The 16,855-nt window shown below is 43.6% G+C and carries 19 protein-coding genes; 10 read left to right on the top strand and 9 right to left on the bottom strand.

What is annotated here, in order from left to right:
* Positions 1-699: a flagellar brake protein gene (locus BS617_RS07865; RefSeq protein WP_075172290.1), complete on the top strand. Its 699-nt coding sequence runs from the start codon at positions 1-3 to the stop codon at positions 697-699.
* The gene (locus BS617_RS07860; protein WP_075172289.1) at positions 686-1,819 is read left to right on the top strand and encodes an ATP-NAD kinase family protein; all 1,134 of its coding nucleotides are present in this window, start codon (positions 686-688) and stop codon (positions 1,817-1,819) included. Before BS617_RS07865 ends, BS617_RS07860 begins: the two co-directional genes overlap by 14 nt.
* Before the next feature lie 40 nt (positions 1,820-1,859).
* Here BS617_RS07860 and BS617_RS07855 read toward each other — a convergent pair whose 3' ends face one another.
* The 7 genes from BS617_RS07855 to BS617_RS07825 all read right to left on the bottom strand — a co-directional run bounded on the left by BS617_RS07855 (position 1,860) and on the right by BS617_RS07825 (position 8,714).
* Positions 1,860-2,873, bottom strand: a complete 1,014-nt coding sequence (locus BS617_RS07855) for a GGDEF domain-containing protein (protein ID WP_075172288.1) — start codon at positions 2,871-2,873, stop codon at positions 1,860-1,862.
* Between the two features lie 230 nt (positions 2,874-3,103).
* Positions 3,104-3,910, bottom strand: a complete 807-nt coding sequence (locus tag BS617_RS07850; RefSeq protein ID WP_075172287.1) for a metallophosphoesterase family protein — start codon at positions 3,908-3,910, stop codon at positions 3,104-3,106.
* On the bottom strand, positions 3,910-4,839 hold the full coding sequence (locus BS617_RS07845) for a diacylglycerol/lipid kinase family protein (RefSeq protein ID WP_075172286.1): 930 nt from the start codon (positions 4,837-4,839) through the stop codon (positions 3,910-3,912). Before BS617_RS07845 ends, BS617_RS07850 begins: the two co-directional genes overlap by 1 nt.
* A 16-nt stretch (positions 4,840-4,855) precedes the next feature.
* A complete protein-coding gene (locus BS617_RS07840; RefSeq protein WP_212667415.1) occupies positions 4,856-5,773 on the bottom strand; it encodes an alpha/beta hydrolase in 918 nt (305 codons plus the stop codon).
* A 104-nt stretch (positions 5,774-5,877) separates the two neighbouring features.
* On the bottom strand, positions 5,878-7,191 hold the full coding sequence (locus BS617_RS07835) for an MFS transporter (protein WP_075172284.1): 1,314 nt from the start codon (positions 7,189-7,191) through the stop codon (positions 5,878-5,880).
* 154 nt (positions 7,192-7,345) lie between these two features.
* Positions 7,346-8,002, bottom strand: a complete 657-nt coding sequence (locus BS617_RS07830) for a CoA transferase subunit B (RefSeq protein ID WP_075172283.1) — start codon at positions 8,000-8,002, stop codon at positions 7,346-7,348.
* Positions 8,003-8,015: 13 nt separating this feature from the next.
* Positions 8,016-8,714, bottom strand: a complete 699-nt coding sequence (locus BS617_RS07825) for a CoA transferase subunit A (RefSeq protein ID WP_075172282.1) — start codon at positions 8,712-8,714, stop codon at positions 8,016-8,018.
* A 203-nt stretch (positions 8,715-8,917) separates the two neighbouring features.
* Here BS617_RS07825 and BS617_RS07820 point away from each other — a divergent pair, with 203 nt between their 5' ends.
* The gene (locus tag BS617_RS07820) at positions 8,918-9,820 is read left to right on the top strand and encodes a LysR substrate-binding domain-containing protein (RefSeq protein WP_075172281.1); all 903 of its coding nucleotides are present in this window, start codon (positions 8,918-8,920) and stop codon (positions 9,818-9,820) included.
* On the opposite strand, the gene BS617_RS07815 is transcribed toward BS617_RS07820, so the two are convergent.
* The gene (locus tag BS617_RS07815; protein WP_075172280.1) at positions 9,817-10,290 is read right to left on the bottom strand and encodes a CreA family protein; all 474 of its coding nucleotides are present in this window, start codon (positions 10,288-10,290) and stop codon (positions 9,817-9,819) included. The genes BS617_RS07820 and BS617_RS07815 overlap by 4 nt on opposite strands.
* Before the next feature lie 82 nt (positions 10,291-10,372).
* Between BS617_RS07815 and BS617_RS07810 the strand changes: the two genes are divergently transcribed.
* The 3 genes from BS617_RS07810 (at position 10,373) to BS617_RS07800 (ending at position 11,952) form a co-directional block, all read left to right on the top strand.
* Positions 10,373-10,924 carry an LOG family protein gene (locus tag BS617_RS07810; protein WP_075172279.1) on the top strand — a complete coding sequence of 184 codons (552 nt, stop codon included), beginning with the start codon at positions 10,373-10,375 and terminating at the stop codon, positions 10,922-10,924.
* A gap of 24 nt (positions 10,925-10,948) precedes the next feature.
* Positions 10,949-11,443: an FKBP-type peptidyl-prolyl cis-trans isomerase gene (locus BS617_RS07805; RefSeq protein ID WP_075172278.1), complete on the top strand. Its 495-nt coding sequence runs from the start codon at positions 10,949-10,951 to the stop codon at positions 11,441-11,443.
* 152 nt (positions 11,444-11,595) lie between these two features.
* On the top strand, positions 11,596-11,952 hold the full coding sequence (locus BS617_RS07800) for a DUF4870 family protein (RefSeq protein ID WP_075172277.1): 357 nt from the start codon (positions 11,596-11,598) through the stop codon (positions 11,950-11,952).
* 76 nt (positions 11,953-12,028) lie between these two features.
* Here the strand turns inward: BS617_RS07800 and BS617_RS07795 are convergent, their stop codons facing one another.
* Entirely contained in the window at positions 12,029-12,601 is a 573-nt protein-coding gene (locus tag BS617_RS07795; RefSeq protein ID WP_075172276.1) for a PhnA domain-containing protein, read from the bottom strand.
* A 186-nt stretch (positions 12,602-12,787) separates the two neighbouring features.
* On the opposite strand from BS617_RS07795, the gene BS617_RS07790 reads away from it, so the two are divergent.
* The 4 genes from BS617_RS07790 (at position 12,788) to BS617_RS07775 (ending at position 16,854) form a co-directional block, all read left to right on the top strand.
* On the top strand, positions 12,788-13,300 hold the full coding sequence (locus tag BS617_RS07790) for a DUF4124 domain-containing protein (RefSeq protein ID WP_075172275.1): 513 nt from the start codon (positions 12,788-12,790) through the stop codon (positions 13,298-13,300).
* 159 nt (positions 13,301-13,459) lie between these two features.
* Positions 13,460-13,645 (top strand): hypothetical protein, encoded by a 186-nt coding sequence (locus BS617_RS07785; RefSeq protein WP_075172274.1) that lies wholly within the window; start codon positions 13,460-13,462, stop codon positions 13,643-13,645.
* 248 nt (positions 13,646-13,893) lie between these two features.
* Positions 13,894-15,906 carry a methyl-accepting chemotaxis protein gene (locus BS617_RS07780; RefSeq protein ID WP_075172273.1) on the top strand — a complete coding sequence of 671 codons (2,013 nt, stop codon included), beginning with the start codon at positions 13,894-13,896 and terminating at the stop codon, positions 15,904-15,906.
* Positions 15,907-16,026: 120 nt separating this feature from the next.
* Positions 16,027-16,854 (top strand): CvfB family protein, encoded by an 828-nt coding sequence (locus BS617_RS07775; protein WP_083609971.1) that lies wholly within the window; start codon positions 16,027-16,029, stop codon positions 16,852-16,854.
* Position 16,855: the final 1 nt, after the last annotated feature.

Raw genomic sequence — 16,855 nt, 5'->3', positions numbered from 1 at the left:
ATGATACGTCAGTTATCCAGTAGTCAAACAGCACTATCATTTACCGAATTAAACCCCGATCCGGGTGTGAAAATGACTCTGAGCTTCCAGAGCCCCCGCAAAAGCTTTACGGTTAATTACATCGGTGTAAAGTCGGACGCGAGCGTGATATGTACTATGCCCAAAGCTGCAGCCTCGCTTAACCTTGAAGGTCAGCGTCTTACGGTGAAAATGATGGCGGGTAACCGGATGTGTGCGTTTAGTTGTCGACTTATAAAGTCATTTGCACATCCTTACCCACATTGGCATTTAGAATATCCTAGTGTGGTTAATCATCATACGGTTCGTTACCATCCGCGCATACCGGTCAATATGGCCGTGTCGGTTGATCATCAAGATGAGCAACAAGGTATCCATTTAGGTTTGCCTCGCATTGTTCATACACGTGACATTTCGCTTGAAGGAATGGGGTTAGAATCGCCAGTGCCTTTGGGCCAAGTCGGTGATGAGCTATTTGTGACGATGCGCTTTGACCTAAACGGGTTGGACCAAGTGCTGTTACTCGCAGTACAGTTGCAAAATGTAGAAGAAGTTGAGCTAGGCGTTTTCTTGCATGGGGTAAAGTTTGACCACATGGAAGAAGACTCTGCTTTGATTATGACAGCGTTTGTTTATCAATGTTATTTGTCTGAATTAGGTTATCTTCATGAGCACCCCTAAAACTCCAAAATTTACGTTAGGCTTGATCATTAACCCTGTTGCTGGTTTAGGCGGGAGTGTCGCATTAAAAGGCAGTGATGGTGCCGCGACCGCTAAAATTGCTGTTCATTTGGGGGCAGAACCTAAAGCACAAGACCGGGTCGCTACCGCATTAGCTGTCCTTAAGGGGCTGCCAATTGATGTGATTACATATCCATGCGAAATGGGGGAGTGGGCGGCTGAGCAAGCAGGCTTTGCCCCACAGGTTTTAGGTAGCATCAATAGTGGAGAGTCTACGCCAGACGATACGGAACAAGCAGTCAAAGACCTGACAGAAGCAGGAGTGGACCTTATTTTGTTTGCTGGTGGTGATGGGACCGCACGCAATGTTTGCCGAGCTGCCTCAGAAGGCTCGGCCGTGCTGGGAATCCCTGCTGGCGTAAAAATCCATTCGGGTGTTTATGCTGTCACACCTAAAGCGGCAGGAGAGATTGTCGCTATGCTAGTGCGCGGCGAGCTAGTGACACTCGCCCCTCAAGAAGTGCGAGATATTGATGAGGTTGAGTTTCGGGCGGGACGTGTACGCGCGCGCTATTATGGTGAGCTGTCTGTTCCGCAAGAGCATCGCTATTTGCAACATGTTAAAAATGGAGGCAAGGAGTCTGAAGCATTGTCGCTGGACGATATCGCTGCCTATTTAGTGGAATCAATGGAGCCAGATACTCGTTACATTATGGGCTCTGGCACTACAGTCAAGGCTGTGATGGATGAGCTTGGGTTGGAAAACACTTTATTAGGTGTAGATGTTGTGGAAAATGGTGAGTTAATAGCCAGCGATTGCACGGCGCTTCAACTAAACGAGCTTACCAAGGAACATGCTTGTAAAATTGTTATTACCGTTATTGGTGGCCAAGGACATATATTGGGGCGAGGGAACCAGCAACTTTCGCCCGAATTAATTAAGAGTGTGGGCCGCGCCAATCTGGTTGTTATAGCGACAAAGACAAAGATAGCGGAATTAGAAGGGCGTCCACTCATTGTTGATACAGGCGATGCATCTCTGGATAAAGAACTGTCGGGGTTAATACCTGTTATTACTGGTTATCGTGATTCAGTACTGTATCGCGTCGCGGACATTTAAATGTCCGTGGCAGTCATGTGTTGTTAATTTTTGAGTGGTATTAAGCGGTGACCACACAATTTCGACCATTGCCTTTGGCAGCATAAAGTGCCTTGTCAGCTCGCTCAATTAATTGCTGAGCGGTTTCATTTGATTCCTTCATGCAAACACCAAATGACGCAGTGATTGAACTGATTACTTTGCCTGTTTTTTTCTGTTTAATACGAATTGATTGAATTTTTTCACGAAGAGTTTCCGCGATAGAGATAGCTTGGTCTTGATCTTTGCCAATCATTAGAATAGCAAATTCTTCCCCACCAAAGCGCACTGGTAACATAGGTTCTGGGCATTCTTCTTTTAGAAGCTTGCCAAAGTATTGTAAAACTTTGTCGCCCATTAGGTGGCCGTAATCATCGTTGAAGCGTTTAAAATGGTCTACATCAATCATGACCAAGGTTGCACTTTTATCACCCCTGGCGCCAATGATTTGTGACAGCTCTGTATCAAATACTCGGCGATTGAAAAGCCCGGTGAGCGGATCGATACTGGCATCATGACGAGACTTTTGAAGCTCTTTTTTAAGTTTGAGGATTTCGGCTTGGGAGGCTTCAAGCTCTTTTTGAAAACGAATAGTTCCCTTATTTAGGGACTCGGTGTGCTCTGACAAGTTGTTAATAATGTTGTCGAGAGAGTTGGCGTTTTCTGGGTTGTTAAGCGCGATGAGCGACTCTTCTAAAATGGTACGGAATTCGGATGTTTCTTGAGCGGCGGCATTGGCTTTTGAGCCTAGCTTAGTAGCGATACTAATAAACTCAGCTTGAGCTTTTTCAGAATGCTCTATCTCTTCGTTAATGACATGCTGACGAAAGAGCTGTTCACTCATCATAGTAGGGCAAGTACCATAGGTTTCTATGGTTTGGTCAATTTGGAAATTGAGCGTAGGTATACGGTTAGAAACATAGGTATACCACAGAGCATAGTTGAGTGGATTGGGCGGTATGTTGTACTTCACCATCAATGGGATTGCTTGACGGAGGTATTCTGCAGACTGCGTTGGATTCTCAACGAATTTCATATTTACCCTATACTACTTAAAAACATTTGTCGTTTCAGGAATGAAGTAAAATAGGAGTCTATCGTATCATCTATCCTGTTGATTTAAACGACTGTTTTAATACCACTACAAGTCAAAACAGCCTGCTTAGATCATCGGCAAAAAAGTATAAATCTTTATTAGTTTTTAGAAATAAACAGTATAGAGCATGAAAACAATCTGTAGTATTAATGTAGGCTTAATGCGTCAGTTTATTTGACAACTCTTTCTCGTGTCCAACCAGAGGGTGTGCGTTCGAAGTGCTGTTGTTTACGAGAGATAAAATGCTCTCCGTTCCATTCAAACAGCTCAATAATCAGGTGTGATCTATCACCGGTAATGCGGTTAAAGCTGTTAGGCTGTTCAGGGATAAGGCGGTCAGACAGTGTTGTGCCTGCATGTGAGATAATCACCCCTTCAACGACTTCCGCATAAGACATATGTACGTGGCCGCTCATGATGATATCCAATCCATGCTGGCTCAGTTGAGATAGCGCTTTATCTCGCCCTCCAATAAGGTGTCTAAATTCGTAAACAGCGGGTAACCAGAATGGATGATGGGCGACTAAGAAGCGCACTTGTGTAGAGTCTGCGTTTTGTAAGTGAGAGATCGTGTTATTTACTTGGTATTGATTAATACGTCCGCGTGACCAATCTAGATACCAGCCCATACGTCGGGCGGTATTGGCCCCTATAACCATGTATTTATCGTTCGTATACAGAGGTTCTAGCTCAGTAGATATGTACTTTTTCCATTTGCGCCAAGGGTATGCAAAACGTTCTATTAAACGGTGAGCCGAAAGGTCATGATTACCCGGCACAATAAAAAAAGGGATGTTTAGAGACTGTAAAAAGTGTGCGGCATTTGAGAACTCTTCGTGCTTTGCTCTTTGGGTAAGGTCGCCACTGATGATGACTCGTTCCGGTTGTATCTCTCCCAAAATGTCTTTAAGGCCGTTAATGACTTTAGGGACTTCACGGCCAAAGTGTAAATCTGAAATATGGACAAGATTAAACATTATAGATCCCGTTTCTGCGGTACATTCGGTTTCAAGATGTTGAGTGCATTAGGCCGCACATGAAAGTGATACGGTGGAGCTAATTTATGCAGCTCTCCATCAATCATGACCTTCATCGTACGGTGTGTATCAATGTAAATGTCGGCTTTTGGGGTTTCTATATCGAGGATGTCGGTGTCTTGCTTCCAGCTCCCATTGATAAACTTCAAGACCAGTTTTGGCAGTGTCCATAACGATCGGCTTCGGGTTATGTATATACCAAGCAACCCTTTATTGAGGTGGTAGCGCTCAGGTATTAGGCCAATACTTTCTCCAAGCGGGTTGTTGCTGACAGAAAGAGCACGAGTCCTAATGTTAATTTCGCTATCAGGTGTCACCACTCGTATTTTAAGTGGCGGGTACACAAACATGTTCTTTATAGTTTCAAAGGCTACACGCGGCCATCTAATCCACCCGGGTTGTTGGCGAAGGGCTTCGCGCGTTTCGGTAAGTCGCGTTGATAAACCTATGTTTGCAATACAGAAAAAGGGTTCATCATTGAGTTGGGCTACATCGATATAGCCTGGTGTGGAATCTATTAACTGGTATACAGCTTGTGTTAAATCGAGCGAAAAACCTAAATCACGAGCTAGTAGGTTCATGGTACCGCCGGGAATTATCCCTAAGGGTATATTGGTTTCTTTAAGCATTTTGGCAACGGATATAATAGTACCGTCACCACCGGCCGCCCACACTTCATCGTATTGCTGCTCAATAACTTGTTGCTGAATGTCGGCCAGTTTGCTGGCGGAAAATTGGATTGCATGAATATCTACTAGGTTATTACTTTGAGTGAGTTGATAGATGAACTCCTCAAAGCTCTTATCGGCATGCTGCAGTAAAGTCCCTGCATGAGGGTTATAAATTACGGCAACGAGTCGCTGCTTCATAGATGTCCTTATTACGCTATTGCGTATCCATTATTGTTGCTGTCGTAGTCGTAGTCGTAGTCGTAGTCGTAGTCGTAGATGTAGTTTGGTCGGTTCGTTGGATTTTGCTCATAGGAGTTGTCGGCGTTGATGCTGAGTCGTTATGTCGTTCTAAGTTCGATAAAAAATGAGCTATGTCGTCGTAGCTGTCGCCCATAAAGCGTAATGGCGCCGCTATACTCGCTATTATCTTGACATGATCGACGCCCGAATAGATCCGCAAGGTAACCGCAACAGACTGTTTCTCGATCTTCGCAGCGAAGTCTTTACTGTGTTTAGGAATAACCCTGTCATCATCAGCCCCGTGAAGCAGCAGTGTTGGCGGCATCCGTTGATTGACGTTAAGTAGAGGGTTTACATTCTCGGCAGGAGCACCGCCGAAAACAGGTTCTACCTCTGGGTCATCCAAAGGTAGATCGTAAGGGCCTGATAGGCCAATGAGACCTATTGGTTTATGCATCACGCCATTGTTGTGTAGGAAAGATTCTTGAGTGGCTAGTAACGCCGCTGTATGAGCACCAGAGGAGTGCCCCATAAGAACATAGCCATGTTTATTTATATCAACAGATAAATGGGCAGCGTGTGTTTCGGCATAAGCTATAGCTAGAGCAACGTCGTTAACGAATGTTGGAAATGTGACCGACGGGTACAGTCGGTAATTAGGAATGATGACGGGGTAACCCAGGCCCGTTAAAGCATGGGCAATAAACTTATATTCTGAGCTTTCACCCATTTTCCAAGCACCACCGTAAATGAAAATGACAACGGGTTTTTCGGTCGCAGTGCTCGGCTGGTAGATATCCATTGTTAATCGCGGGTCTTTGGCAAAATGCACCGTCTCCCGCGTGTAATGATTGGAGGGGAGAACAAAATTAAGAACATCAACCGATTTCACCTTACTACACCCAGTAATAGTTACTAAAACCAATAAACTAACGCAGAGACTTCTGAGCATTTGTCATCCTTCACATCCAAACAACGACAATGTCAGTTGATGGCTTATTTTTCTACGTCAGGTAATGTCTTCGCCATCCAAGCACCAATTACACCTAGCATGGAAAGTACCAATATGATCTGGCTGATACTTAAAAAGGTCGCTAATGTGCCGGTAAGCCCCATTAATAAAAGTATGACTCCGATGAGCGTATTACTGACGGACACATAATCTGTACGTTTGTTTCCTTCAGCTAGATCAACGACATAAGTTTTGCGGCCAACCCGTACACCTTGATGCGCTATGCTCAAGAAAAAATAAACCAAGGGTAAGACCCAAATGAGTGATAACCATTCACTTTGTAGTGAATCAATCATGAAAACGCTTATGCCTAAAATAGCCGTGAGAGCAGCTGCAATTATCATGACATTTCGGCTTGATACATCAGCAAATTTTCCCCAAATAGGACCTGAGATAAGTCCGGCGGCGCCGTCGGCAATCACAAATAAGCCTAACAGATAAGCAGGGGATCCAAGCTTATCTTGTGCTAGAACTACGTAATAAGGGGCTGTTAACGCAGAGCACAGCAGTAAAGAGCGTGTAATAACAAATTTACGGAAGGGTTTGTCTGTCTTGAGAATATTGACGCGTTTTATAGCTTCAAGAAAACCATTAGCGCCACCGGATGTTTCACCCGGAAATTCTTTGATTTTTGCGTAAACAAAAGCACCAGCTATCCAAAAAAGCGCAGCGCTCACCAGCATGAGGCCGTATACCGCCGGAGTAAAGTTATCCGTTGGCGTAAATACTAACACGATACCATAAGCTAAGGTGATTAACCCCGCAGCGCTAGCAGACCAGCCTGTGACTTTGCCACGTTGGCTTTTGGGAATAGTTTTTCCTAGGACGTCTTTCGCGGCGACTGAGCTTAAACCGCGTGAAAGACTAAATATAATCAGCAAAGCGATTATCATCCATCCACCTGCGGCCCCTTCCATAGTCCATGCCACAAAACCCATGCCTGCCATTGAGGCAGCTTGGAGAACACTCCCTAAGACCCAAACCCACTTCCTAATCTCCATTTTCCGGATAAAACCAGCGATAACCAACTGTGGAATCATTGATCCAGATTCGCGAATAGGCACCAAAAAGCCCAGTAAAAAAAGAGGGGCACTGATAGTTTCCATAATCCAAGGAAGAACAATTTTAGGGTTAGATACAGCATCCCCTAGCTTTGAGAAAAAATTACTCACAATAGTGAGAACAAAGTTTCCGGGTACTACTTTGCAGGCAGACTCATCAATGGCTTTGCATGCGCGAGCATCCTCTTCGTCTACCATCTTTTGATACAGGTCTTCAGTAAACGTTTTGCTATTCATCAACAGTCCTTTGGATTGATAAGGATAGATAAAAGATATGAGGCGATCTTTATACTACAGACAGATGCGCTAATTGTTAAAATGGATCAAAAAAAAAGCCCGGCGGTTGCCAGGCTAAGTCGAGAACAAATAGATTTTTTAAAACGTGCTGGGATTAAAAAATCATCTCGGGAACATGATCAGGGACGATCATCTTGCCCGCAGTCTTAGATACAATTTCTTCAACCGATACACCGGGCGCGCGTTCTTTTAAAATGAATGCGCCGTCCTCTATTTCTATGTAGGCAAGGTCGGTAACCACTTTTTTAATACAACCAGAACCCGTCAGGGGAAGAGAGCATTCTGGTAGTAGTTTGGATTCACCGTGCTTCGATGCGTGAGTCATAGTAACAATAATGTTATCAGCGCCCGCCACAAGATCCATTGCACCACCCATACCTTTGATGAGTTTGCCTGGAATCATCCATGAAGCAATATTGCCATTTACATCTACTTCAAACGCACCCAGAACGGTTAAGTCCACATGACCACCACGGATCATAGCGAATGATTCTGCAGATGAGAAAATTGATGCGCCTTTAACCGTTGTCACGGTTTGTTTGCCGGCATTGATCATGTCTGCATCAACTTCTTCTTCGGTTGGGAAGGGGCCCATACCAAGAAGACCATTCTCTGATTGCATCATTACTTCCATACCCTCTGGTACAAAGTTAGCAACAAGAGTCGGGATCCCTATCCCTAAATTCACATAAAAGCCATCTTGCAGTTCGCGGGCAACGCGTTGAGCGATTTGTTCACGTGATAAAGCCATTTGTATTGCCTCCTTAACTGCGTACAGTGCGTTGTTCGATGCGTTTTTCAAAAGTACCGAGGATTAAGCGATCTACGTATATGCCCGGTGTGTGTATTTGTGTAGGGTCTAACTCACCTGGTTCTACTATTTCCTCAACTTCAACGACTGTTATCTTTCCTGCTGTTGCGGCCATTGGATTGAAGTTTTGCGCGGTATGGCGATACATAACATTACCATAACGGTCAGCTTTCCAGCCTTTTACAATGGCAAAATCACCTGTAATCGATTCTTCCATGATGTAAGAACGACCATTAAATTCGCGAACTTCTTTACCTTCACCAACAGGCGTACCAAAACCCGTCGCGGTAAAGAAAGCAGGGATACCGGCTCCTCCTGCACGCATTTTTTCGGCTAGGGTGCCTTGCGGTGTTAATTCAACTTCTAGTTCGCCAGCTAATAATTGCTTTTCAAACAGTGCGTTTTCACCCACATAAGAAGAGATCATTTTTTTGATTTGCTTGTCTTCCAGTAAAATACCTAAGCCAAACCCATCTATGCCGCAGTTATTAGATACCACTGTAAGATCAGTAGTACCTTTTCGCTTAATCTCAGAGATCAAGTTTTCAGGGATACCACATAAGCCAAATCCGCCGGCTATGATTGTCATGCCATCTTCTAGACCAGCCATTGCTTCTTCATAGCTGTTAACTACTTTATTAAACCCTGACATCGAATCCTCCATGCCTTTCAATAGTTGTTGCTTTTATGTGGGTGACCCAATTCTGATTAGGATCGCTATTCCATCGCGTTGGAAAATCATTATGCATCTAGTGTCTTACACTCTATATTATTTATCCAATGCAATTAATCGAATAAATAATAAATTTTATTTATAAATGGCTTGTCATTGATCTGATCTAGGGTTCTTAGAAAATGAATATTACAGTCAAGCAGTTACGCGCTTTTGTAGCTGTAGCTAAAACTCGTAGTTTTACAGAGGCGTGTTCGCAAATTCATATTTCGCAGCCGGCGTTGAGTGTTGCTATCAAAAATTTAGAAGACGCGCTCGGTGGGCCTTTGCTCTCCCGTACAACCAGAACGTTGGCTTTGACCCCTGAAGGCGAGGCTTTTTTACCTACTGCACAGCGGTTGCTAGCAGAACTGGATGAGGCATTGGAGGAAATGCACAACCGATTTGCGTTGTTTCGAGGAAAAGTAGCCATCGCAGCCATGCCTTTTTTTGCCTCAAGTTGTTTGCCCGATGTGTTGTTGAAGTTTAGGGCGCACCATCCACATATCAACTTGACGGTTCACGATGTGATAGCTGAGGACGTTATCGATATGGTCCGAACGGGGCGAGTAGAGGTCGGTATCGCATTTGATCCTGGGGAAGCTGAAGACCTAGTCTTTCAAAAGCTTTACACAGATCGTTTTATGGCGGTTATTCCTAGACAGCATGTTCTTAATACGAAGGACGAGATAACCGGTGCTGATATTTTACCGAATGATTTTATTGTGCTTCAGCGTCCGTCTAGTGTGCGCCTTTTAGTTGATGCGCGCTTAGAGCAAGAAGGGTTGCACATATCACCGCAGCTCGAAACCCATCAATTAACGACCATTGGGCAAATGGTATCTAAGGGATTGGGTATCAGTATTATGCCTTCGTTATGTGAGGCACAAATGCTAGAGTTGGGGGCTGTGTGCAAACCCTTAAGTAGCCCTGTTATTAGTCATGATGTGGGTATCATTACGCGTCGGCGATATCCATTGTCAACCGCCGCACGTGAGATGATTATTAACCTTCAAGGGTTGAAATTAGATGTGTTGCAGTGCTAGTTCGATGGAGCGGGAGGCGGAGTAACATAGGCTTTTGTGCCCCATAAAGGCACCGTAGACAAGCTGTGCTTAAAGCTACCTGTTGTTTCTTTAGTAGAGTATGACAAGTACATCAGCGTTTGATTTTCTGGATCCAGAATACGACGTACCTTCATATTTTTAAAGAAGATGCTTTTAGATTTCTTTAAAATAACTTCACCTGATTTGCTTTTATCGATTTGTGCGATCATCTCTGGGGTTATTTCACCGGTTTGGCGGCAGGCAATTGAGCTGTCGCTTGGGTCTGATAGGCTTAAATTAGCCTCCACCGATGCAATATGACAAGTAACCCCTGTCACGATAGGATCAACCATCTGATCAAGCTTAATATCTTTTAAAGTAAATAATCCAAGGCTAACGTCACCGACTTCGTTATCGGAGCAGCCTGTGAGTAATAACAGGGTAGAAAGACATAAAACGGCCTTTTTCATGGTCAAGATCCTTATGGCGAATATCTAAATTGTGATTAGTGTAAGCGCATTGGCGCTAAAGTCTACAAAGAGAGAATCTGAAATGAATATTGCCGTCTTTTGCGGTGCTTCCCTAGGTAATAACGCCGGTTATGCCAATATAGCCAAAGAGTTGGGCACTAAGTTAGCCACACAAGGACATACGTTAGTATACGGTGGTGGGCACACTGGGTTGATGGGGGTGATAGCTGACAGTGCATTAAAGGCCGGTGGTCAGGTCTATGGTGTAATACCGGATGCACTGGTAAAAAAAGAAGTAGCGCATCCAGGGTTAACCCAGTTATTTGTGGTTAAGGATATGCATCAACGCAAGGCTAAAATGGCAGAGTTGGCGGAAGGTTTTGTAGCTTTGCCAGGCGGAATAGGGACGCTTGAAGAAATATTTGAAGTTTGGACGTGGTCTTACCTCGATTATCACCAAAAGCCTGCCATTTTTTTAAACGTATTGGGTTATTATGAGCAACTTTTTGGCTTTTTAGCGCATACGGAACAAGAAGGCTTTGTTTCTGCATATAGCCGAGGATTAGTTTCATTAGAAGACACTGTTGATGCGGCTTTATTGTCTTTGTCAAAGTCACATCACTCAGCCATGTAATAACAGTTATAGAGAAGAAAAAAGATGCTTGTTGCAAAAAATACAGTGGTTCGTTTTAGTTACCAATTAAAAGATCAGGCAGGGGAATTGCTTGAAGCTACAGATGAAGGTAAACCGGTGGCCTACCTACATGGCCATAATGGATTGATGCCAGCGCTAGAGGCGGAATTTGAAGGCAAAGCGGCGGGAGACTCTTTCTCAGCAACCTTAGCGCCTGTCGATGCATTTGGAGAGCGTGATGATAGTGCAGTACACCGCGTACCGGCAAAACACTTGCAAGGAGCAGAGCCTGGTCAAAAGCAATGGAAACCGGGAATGGTTGCGCTATTAGAAACGGAAGAAGGTAAGCGTCAGGTTACTGTTGTTAAGGTGGGTAAATTTATGGTGACAGTAGATGTTAACCACCCCCTCTCTGGTAAAACGGTAACGTTTGAAATAGGTATAGAAGATGTGCGAGAAGCAACTGCAGAAGAAATACAGCACGGGCATGCGCATGGTGAAGGCGGGCATCACCATTAAATGAAACTTCTGCGTTGAATGCGTAGTCTGAATTACTCGTGGTCACTAGAGGCTGATGATGCTTGTCTTGAGCTTATGCCGATAAGCAAATATGGCTTCTAGTGATACGCACTTTTCATCATATAGTGTCGTTGTTTGAATATGAGGTTGTGATGGAGTACCCAGAATCACACATTGATCCGCAATCGAAAAACCTGTCTAAAGATAAAGATTTAACTACGCTCATCTATGCCCTGCAGGCGATTGGTTATTTTATCGGTATCACGGCGGTGGTTGCTGTGATTATGAATTATGTTAAAAAATCCGATGTTGAAGGGACATGGCTAGAAAGCCATTTTAATTGGCAGATTAAAACCTTTTGGTTCTCGATTTTATGGTTTGTTGTTGGGCTGCTGACCGCTATTTTTATTGTGGGATATTTTATCCTACTGGCCAATTGGGTTTGGGGCATATACCGCATTGTGAAAGGGTGGTTGGCCCTTAGCGATAATAAGCCAATGTACAGTTAACAGACCTCACTTTTTGAACACCTAAATAGACCATATGCGCACCTTTTTATGCGCATATGCTTTAAAATCAAATTGCTTATGATGATTTCTTTAGGAATTTACTAACGAGTACTATGCGCGTTCCATTTACCCGTCCTTCGATGTGTTCTGGGTTGGATGTCAATGAAATGCCTCTGACGACAGTGCCTCGTTTAGCGGTAAAACCTGCGCCTTTAACGTCCAGGTCTTTAATTAAAGTCACATTGTCGCCTGCTTGTAATGGAGAGCCATTAGAGTCTAGCGTTGGCTCTACATCATCGGTCTCGGCACCTTGATGCGCCCACTTAGTCGTATCGTCATCCAAGTACATCAGCTCTAATGCATCTTGAGCCCAAATTTCTCCCATGCCCGCTAATCGAGTCAGCTGACGCCAAGCCAATACTTGAATGGCTGGTTCTTGGCTCCACATGCTGTCTGTTAAGCAACGCCAGTGATTGATGTTAGTTTCATCAGCATTTTTAATCTGTGTTGTACATGTTTGGCAGAGGTAAGCCGATTGATCCAAACTGCCATCGGAAGGCTCTACGGCGAAGCTAGTTAAGTCGTTTGTTGAGCCGCATAACTCGCATGTTGATTGGCTTCTTTCAGCCAAGCGTTGTTCTAATGACATATCTATTAACCTTATAAAATGTGCGCGCATTATGCCAGATTTGACTATAAAACTGTATAGGGGATGCTATTTAGTGGGATGAAAAAGCTGGTGGGCTGACGGAAGTACTTTTATACTGCTTTTAAATCATTTTGTTGCTACAAACGTGGTTTTTTTACGACGACCGGTATAAAAGCAAGGAATCGCATGCCTGTTAAAACATACATTAATGTTAAGAGTGTAGCTTTGGTCTTTGTTGCTTGTGCCATGGCAGGAATCGGTCAAGCGGATATCTACCGCTGGGTAGATGAACAGGGTGTGGTTCATTATAGCGACCAAGCGCCCGCAGGCGTGGATGCTCAAAAAAAAGCATACAATAATGTAGCTACTCCTTTCCGTAGCGTTCCTTCGTCCGCTTTTCCTAAGGAGCAGGATAGTCAACCAGCGCCTACAGTCAATCCTGAGAAAACAGACGAAGAGCAAGACTTAGGCGAAGGTGAGAAGGACCCAAAAAGTAAGCAAAGTCGTGGCACTGCCGATTTGACGGATGCAGTTAAGTATAATGATGCTGATAAACAAACGTTGAGTGAGCGAAAGCAGCAAATTATTGAAGATACTGATGAACCGGCATCTAAATTAAGTGAAAGAAAGTCTCAAATTAATGCTGAGTACAAAAAAATTCTTAATGAGTATCGCGCCCGTCGGCAAACAACTGATTAGTTTTATATCGAACCGAATATGAGAAAAAGACTCTATACGGTCATTATTAATATTAACTGCAAGATGGAGGAAGTACTTTTGCCGTATTTCCGGACATCTTTAAACACCACTTTTGGTATTTAACGCGTTTCTAACGCGACACTTTTGGAGGGCTACACCATGCATCAAGATGAATCATTACATCCTAAATTTGTCGAGGCTATGCGTAAACTTACAGCAATGTCAGAAGAGGACCGCCTGTCAGATGATAACAAGGAGCTTTTTGAACAAGCCATGAATTATGCCCCCCTTGATATTCAGCCTCAGCTGATCGAGATAAAAAAGAAGTATGACAACCTTCACTAATCTGGTGAATATTCTAGATAAGCCATGATTATATATCGTGGCTTTTTTATACCAAACTCATAGTCTGCCTACATCAATCCCTGTTTCGTTATATTGCAGCTTTATCCTTAAGTTTTATGAGTGTTTAGCCGATAAATATCAGCAAATATAATTTTTGCTTCTATATTTATAGTGTTAGCCATTGTTGGTTGCGCTTTAGCGCTTTCAACAGAATGAATAATAAAACATCAGATGCAAGGTAATGGAAGATGGGATGGTTCGGACGCAGCTCGAAAAATAACATTAAACGTAGCTCAAAAGCTCCTATTAACATAGTCTCGATTACAAGCCAAAAAATAGCACCTGAGTCGCTTGAGTCGTTAGCGTTTGATCAGGATGAATGTTCTCTTGTAATTGCTTATGTGTCTCCACATTTAGATTTTGAAAATACAATGCGCCGATTAAAATCCGCCATGCCCTTTGCGAAGAAAGTGATGGGTGTTATGACGGCCGGTGAGCTAAGCACATGCCAATCTTCACTTTATCATTCGGCCGAAGGGCATTGGGATAATATTGTTCTGCAAAGCTTTAGTAGTGAGATATTCACTCACGTAGAAATCAGATCAGTGCCTCTACTCTGTGAGGATATCCAGAGCGGCCAGGTGTCTATATCCAGAAAAGAGCGTGTCGAAAAGTTGTCGGCGGAAATTTCAAAGGTCACTTTACCCTTTGATGTGAATTATCAAGACACCCTTGCCATTACTTTTTTCGATGGGTTAACCGCCAGTGAAAACTTCTTTATGCAAGGGTTGTATGAGAGTGGTTTGTTCCCATGCTACTTTATTGGTGGCTCAGCTGGCGGGAAACTAGATTTTAAGCAAGCGCTAGTCTTTGATGGCGATAGGGTTGCTAGGAATTCGGCTGTTATTGCCTTTGCTAAATTAGCGCCTCAAATACGTTACGGCATTTTTAAATCTCATAATTTTGAAGAAACAACAACGGCCTTTACGGTTATTGAATCTGATATATACACTCGGCAGGTAAGCTCAGTTGTCTCTCAAGGCTCATCTGAGTTAAAAACATTTGTTAACGCCTTGTGTGATCATTTCCGATGCCAACCCGCTCAGTTAAATGATGCATTGGTTGGTTATTCTTTTGCTGTAAAAATCGGCTCAGAATTATTTATACGATCCACCGCTGGCATTGATACTGACAGTGGTAGTATTTCATTTTTTTGCGACATGGAGTTTGGTGATCAACTCTTCTTAGTGAAAGCCAAAGATTTTGCAAGCACAACTCGCTCAGATTTTGATGCGTTTATGGCCACCAAGTCAGTTAAACCAATCGCAATGCTTGCTAATGACTGTATCTTACGCCGGTTAAATAATGCGAATAACTTAAGCCAGGTTGTTAACTTCTCAGATATTCCTGTGGCGGGTTTCTCGACTTTTGGTGAGTTGTTGGGCGTTCATATGAACCAGACACTAACCGCATTGTTATTTTTTAAAGTGGAGGAAGGGCAACGGTTTAAAGATGAATATGCTGATCGTTTTCCGCAGCATTACAGCGACTTTAGGCAGTTCTTTTTAGAATCTCGTACCAACAGCTTAAAACATATAAACACGGTGCAATCGAAGCTTGTTGAGTATATGGGCGAATATCGTCCACTGTTGCGAAAAATGGTAGATAGCTTTAATGATGTTTCTGACTATGCGGTAACAACCGGTAGAGTCGTTGAAGATATACAGGGACGTTTTACGGAGTTTTCTACCAGTATAGAAAGCCAAAATGAAGACCGAAAAGCATTGCACGACAAAGTAGAGCACCTAAAGCATAACTCAGAAGAAGTGTTATCGATTTTGAGTGTTATATCGGGCATTGCGGACCAAACAAACCTTTTAGCTCTTAATGCTGCTATTGAAGCGGCAAGGGCTGGCGATGCGGGGCGAGGGTTTGCTGTTGTAGCAGATGAAGTACGTCAGCTGTCTCATAATACGCAAAAAAGTTTGAATCAAACGGGTGACACCATTAATGCGGTTACTGGCTCGATTGATGAGATTCGTAAAACCATTACCAACACAGAAGAGTCCATGGCTCGTATTGCTGAAGGGGCTCTGGCCTTGGGCGATGAGATGCAAAATTTGGTTGGCTCCTCTCAAAAAGCGGGCGAACAAATGCGTGAAAGCGTGGATTACATCAGCCACATCACCCAAGAAATGGATCAAATTGATAAAGAAGTCGAAGCTATCGAGCGTCTTAAAAGTCTCGATCAAAGCCGATGATTTTTAAATATAGATAAAAGGAGCCATTGGCTCCTTTTTTTATGGTTTAGATTGGGCGTAGGCGTGACATCTGGTAAGGTTGCGCTTTGTATTAGCACAGTAATAAGACAGGTAAGCACAGTGATTGAAATAGGCAAAAACAACACCCTAAGCATAATACGTGAAGCTGAATTTGGTGTTTATCTGGATGGCGGTGAATTTGGTGGAGTGTTGCTGCCCAAGGCAGATGTGCCCGCGGGAGTGACTGTCGGCGATAAAGTTGATGTATTTTTGTACCTTGATACAGATGATTTTATTGTCGCTACAACACGTGTCCCTTTAGCTAAAGTAGGCGAATTCGGTTACTTAAAGGTTGCTGAGGTTAATAACATAGGTGCCTTTTTGGATTGGGGGCTTCCTAAGCAGTTGCTGTTGCCATACGGTGAACAACGCAAGCCCTTAGAAGTTGGTCAAAAGGTGTTCGTACGTGTTTACATTGACAACAGTGACCGACTGGCTGCGTCGGCTAAAATTGAGAAGTTTTTAGAGCCTGCGCCTGAGCATCTAAAAATGGGCCAGCAAGTGAGTTTATCTGTTTGGCGCCGAAGTGATCTTGGCTTTTTGGTTCTTGTCGATGGTCAGTATCAGGCTTTGCTGCACAATCAAGACCTGTTTAGAACAGTCCGTGTTGGCCAAACTCTCGATGGATATATCAAACGCGTACTCGAAGATGGCAAGGTCGATGTGATGTTAGATAAACCCGGATATGGCAAAGTAGATGAATTGTCGCGTCGTATACTAGAAGATTTAGAAGATCGTGGTGGCCATAGCCCGTTGGGTGATAAATCCGCGCCAGAAGATATTTATCAAACATTTGGGGTCAGCAAAAAAGCCTATAAGATGTCTATCGGTGCTTTAATGAAACAGGGGCTCATTACTATTAGCCCCAATGGCATTGATTTAAAGTAAC

Origin of the sequence: Neptunomonas phycophila (assembly GCF_001922575.1) — a bacterium.
GTDB classification, from domain to species: domain Bacteria; phylum Pseudomonadota; class Gammaproteobacteria; order Pseudomonadales; family Balneatricaceae; genus Neptunomonas; species Neptunomonas phycophila.
Note: the sequence above shows the minus strand (reverse complement) of the source record. Positions and strands in the feature narration are given on the sequence as shown.

Bases quoted from the DNA above. Each gene is read 5' to 3' on its own strand.
- BS617_RS07835 (WP_075172284.1), bottom strand. From the start codon at position 7,191: ATGAATAGCAAAACGTTTACTGAAGACCTGTATCAAAAGATGGTAGAC.
- BS617_RS07800 (WP_075172277.1), top strand. From the start codon at position 11,596: ATGGAGTACCCAGAATCACACATTGATCCGCAATCGAAAAACCTGTCT.
- BS617_RS07780 (WP_075172273.1), top strand. From the start codon at position 13,894: ATGGGATGGTTCGGACGCAGCTCGAAAAATAACATTAAACGTAGCTCA.
- BS617_RS07785 (WP_075172274.1), top strand. From the start codon at position 13,460: ATGCATCAAGATGAATCATTACATCCTAAATTTGTCGAGGCTATGCGT.
- BS617_RS07865 (WP_075172290.1), top strand. From the start codon at position 1: ATGATACGTCAGTTATCCAGTAGTCAAACAGCACTATCATTTACCGAA.
- BS617_RS07805 (WP_075172278.1), top strand. From the start codon at position 10,949: ATGCTTGTTGCAAAAAATACAGTGGTTCGTTTTAGTTACCAATTAAAA.
- BS617_RS07850 (WP_075172287.1), bottom strand. From the start codon at position 3,910: ATGTTTAATCTTGTCCATATTTCAGATTTACACTTTGGCCGTGAAGTC.
- BS617_RS07795 (WP_075172276.1), bottom strand. From the start codon at position 12,601: ATGTCATTAGAACAACGCTTGGCTGAAAGAAGCCAATCAACATGCGAG.
- BS617_RS07815 (WP_075172280.1), bottom strand. From the start codon at position 10,290: ATGAAAAAGGCCGTTTTATGTCTTTCTACCCTGTTATTACTCACAGGC.
- BS617_RS07820 (WP_075172281.1), top strand. From the start codon at position 8,918: ATGAATATTACAGTCAAGCAGTTACGCGCTTTTGTAGCTGTAGCTAAA.
- BS617_RS07810 (WP_075172279.1), top strand. From the start codon at position 10,373: ATGAATATTGCCGTCTTTTGCGGTGCTTCCCTAGGTAATAACGCCGGT.
- BS617_RS07790 (WP_075172275.1), top strand. From the start codon at position 12,788: ATGCCTGTTAAAACATACATTAATGTTAAGAGTGTAGCTTTGGTCTTT.
- BS617_RS07855 (WP_075172288.1), bottom strand. From the start codon at position 2,873: ATGAAATTCGTTGAGAATCCAACGCAGTCTGCAGAATACCTCCGTCAA.
- BS617_RS07845 (WP_075172286.1), bottom strand. From the start codon at position 4,839: ATGAAGCAGCGACTCGTTGCCGTAATTTATAACCCTCATGCAGGGACT.
- BS617_RS07825 (WP_075172282.1), bottom strand. From the start codon at position 8,714: ATGTCAGGGTTTAATAAAGTAGTTAACAGCTATGAAGAAGCAATGGCT.
- BS617_RS07860 (WP_075172289.1), top strand. From the start codon at position 686: ATGAGCACCCCTAAAACTCCAAAATTTACGTTAGGCTTGATCATTAAC.
- BS617_RS07830 (WP_075172283.1), bottom strand. From the start codon at position 8,002: ATGGCTTTATCACGTGAACAAATCGCTCAACGCGTTGCCCGCGAACTG.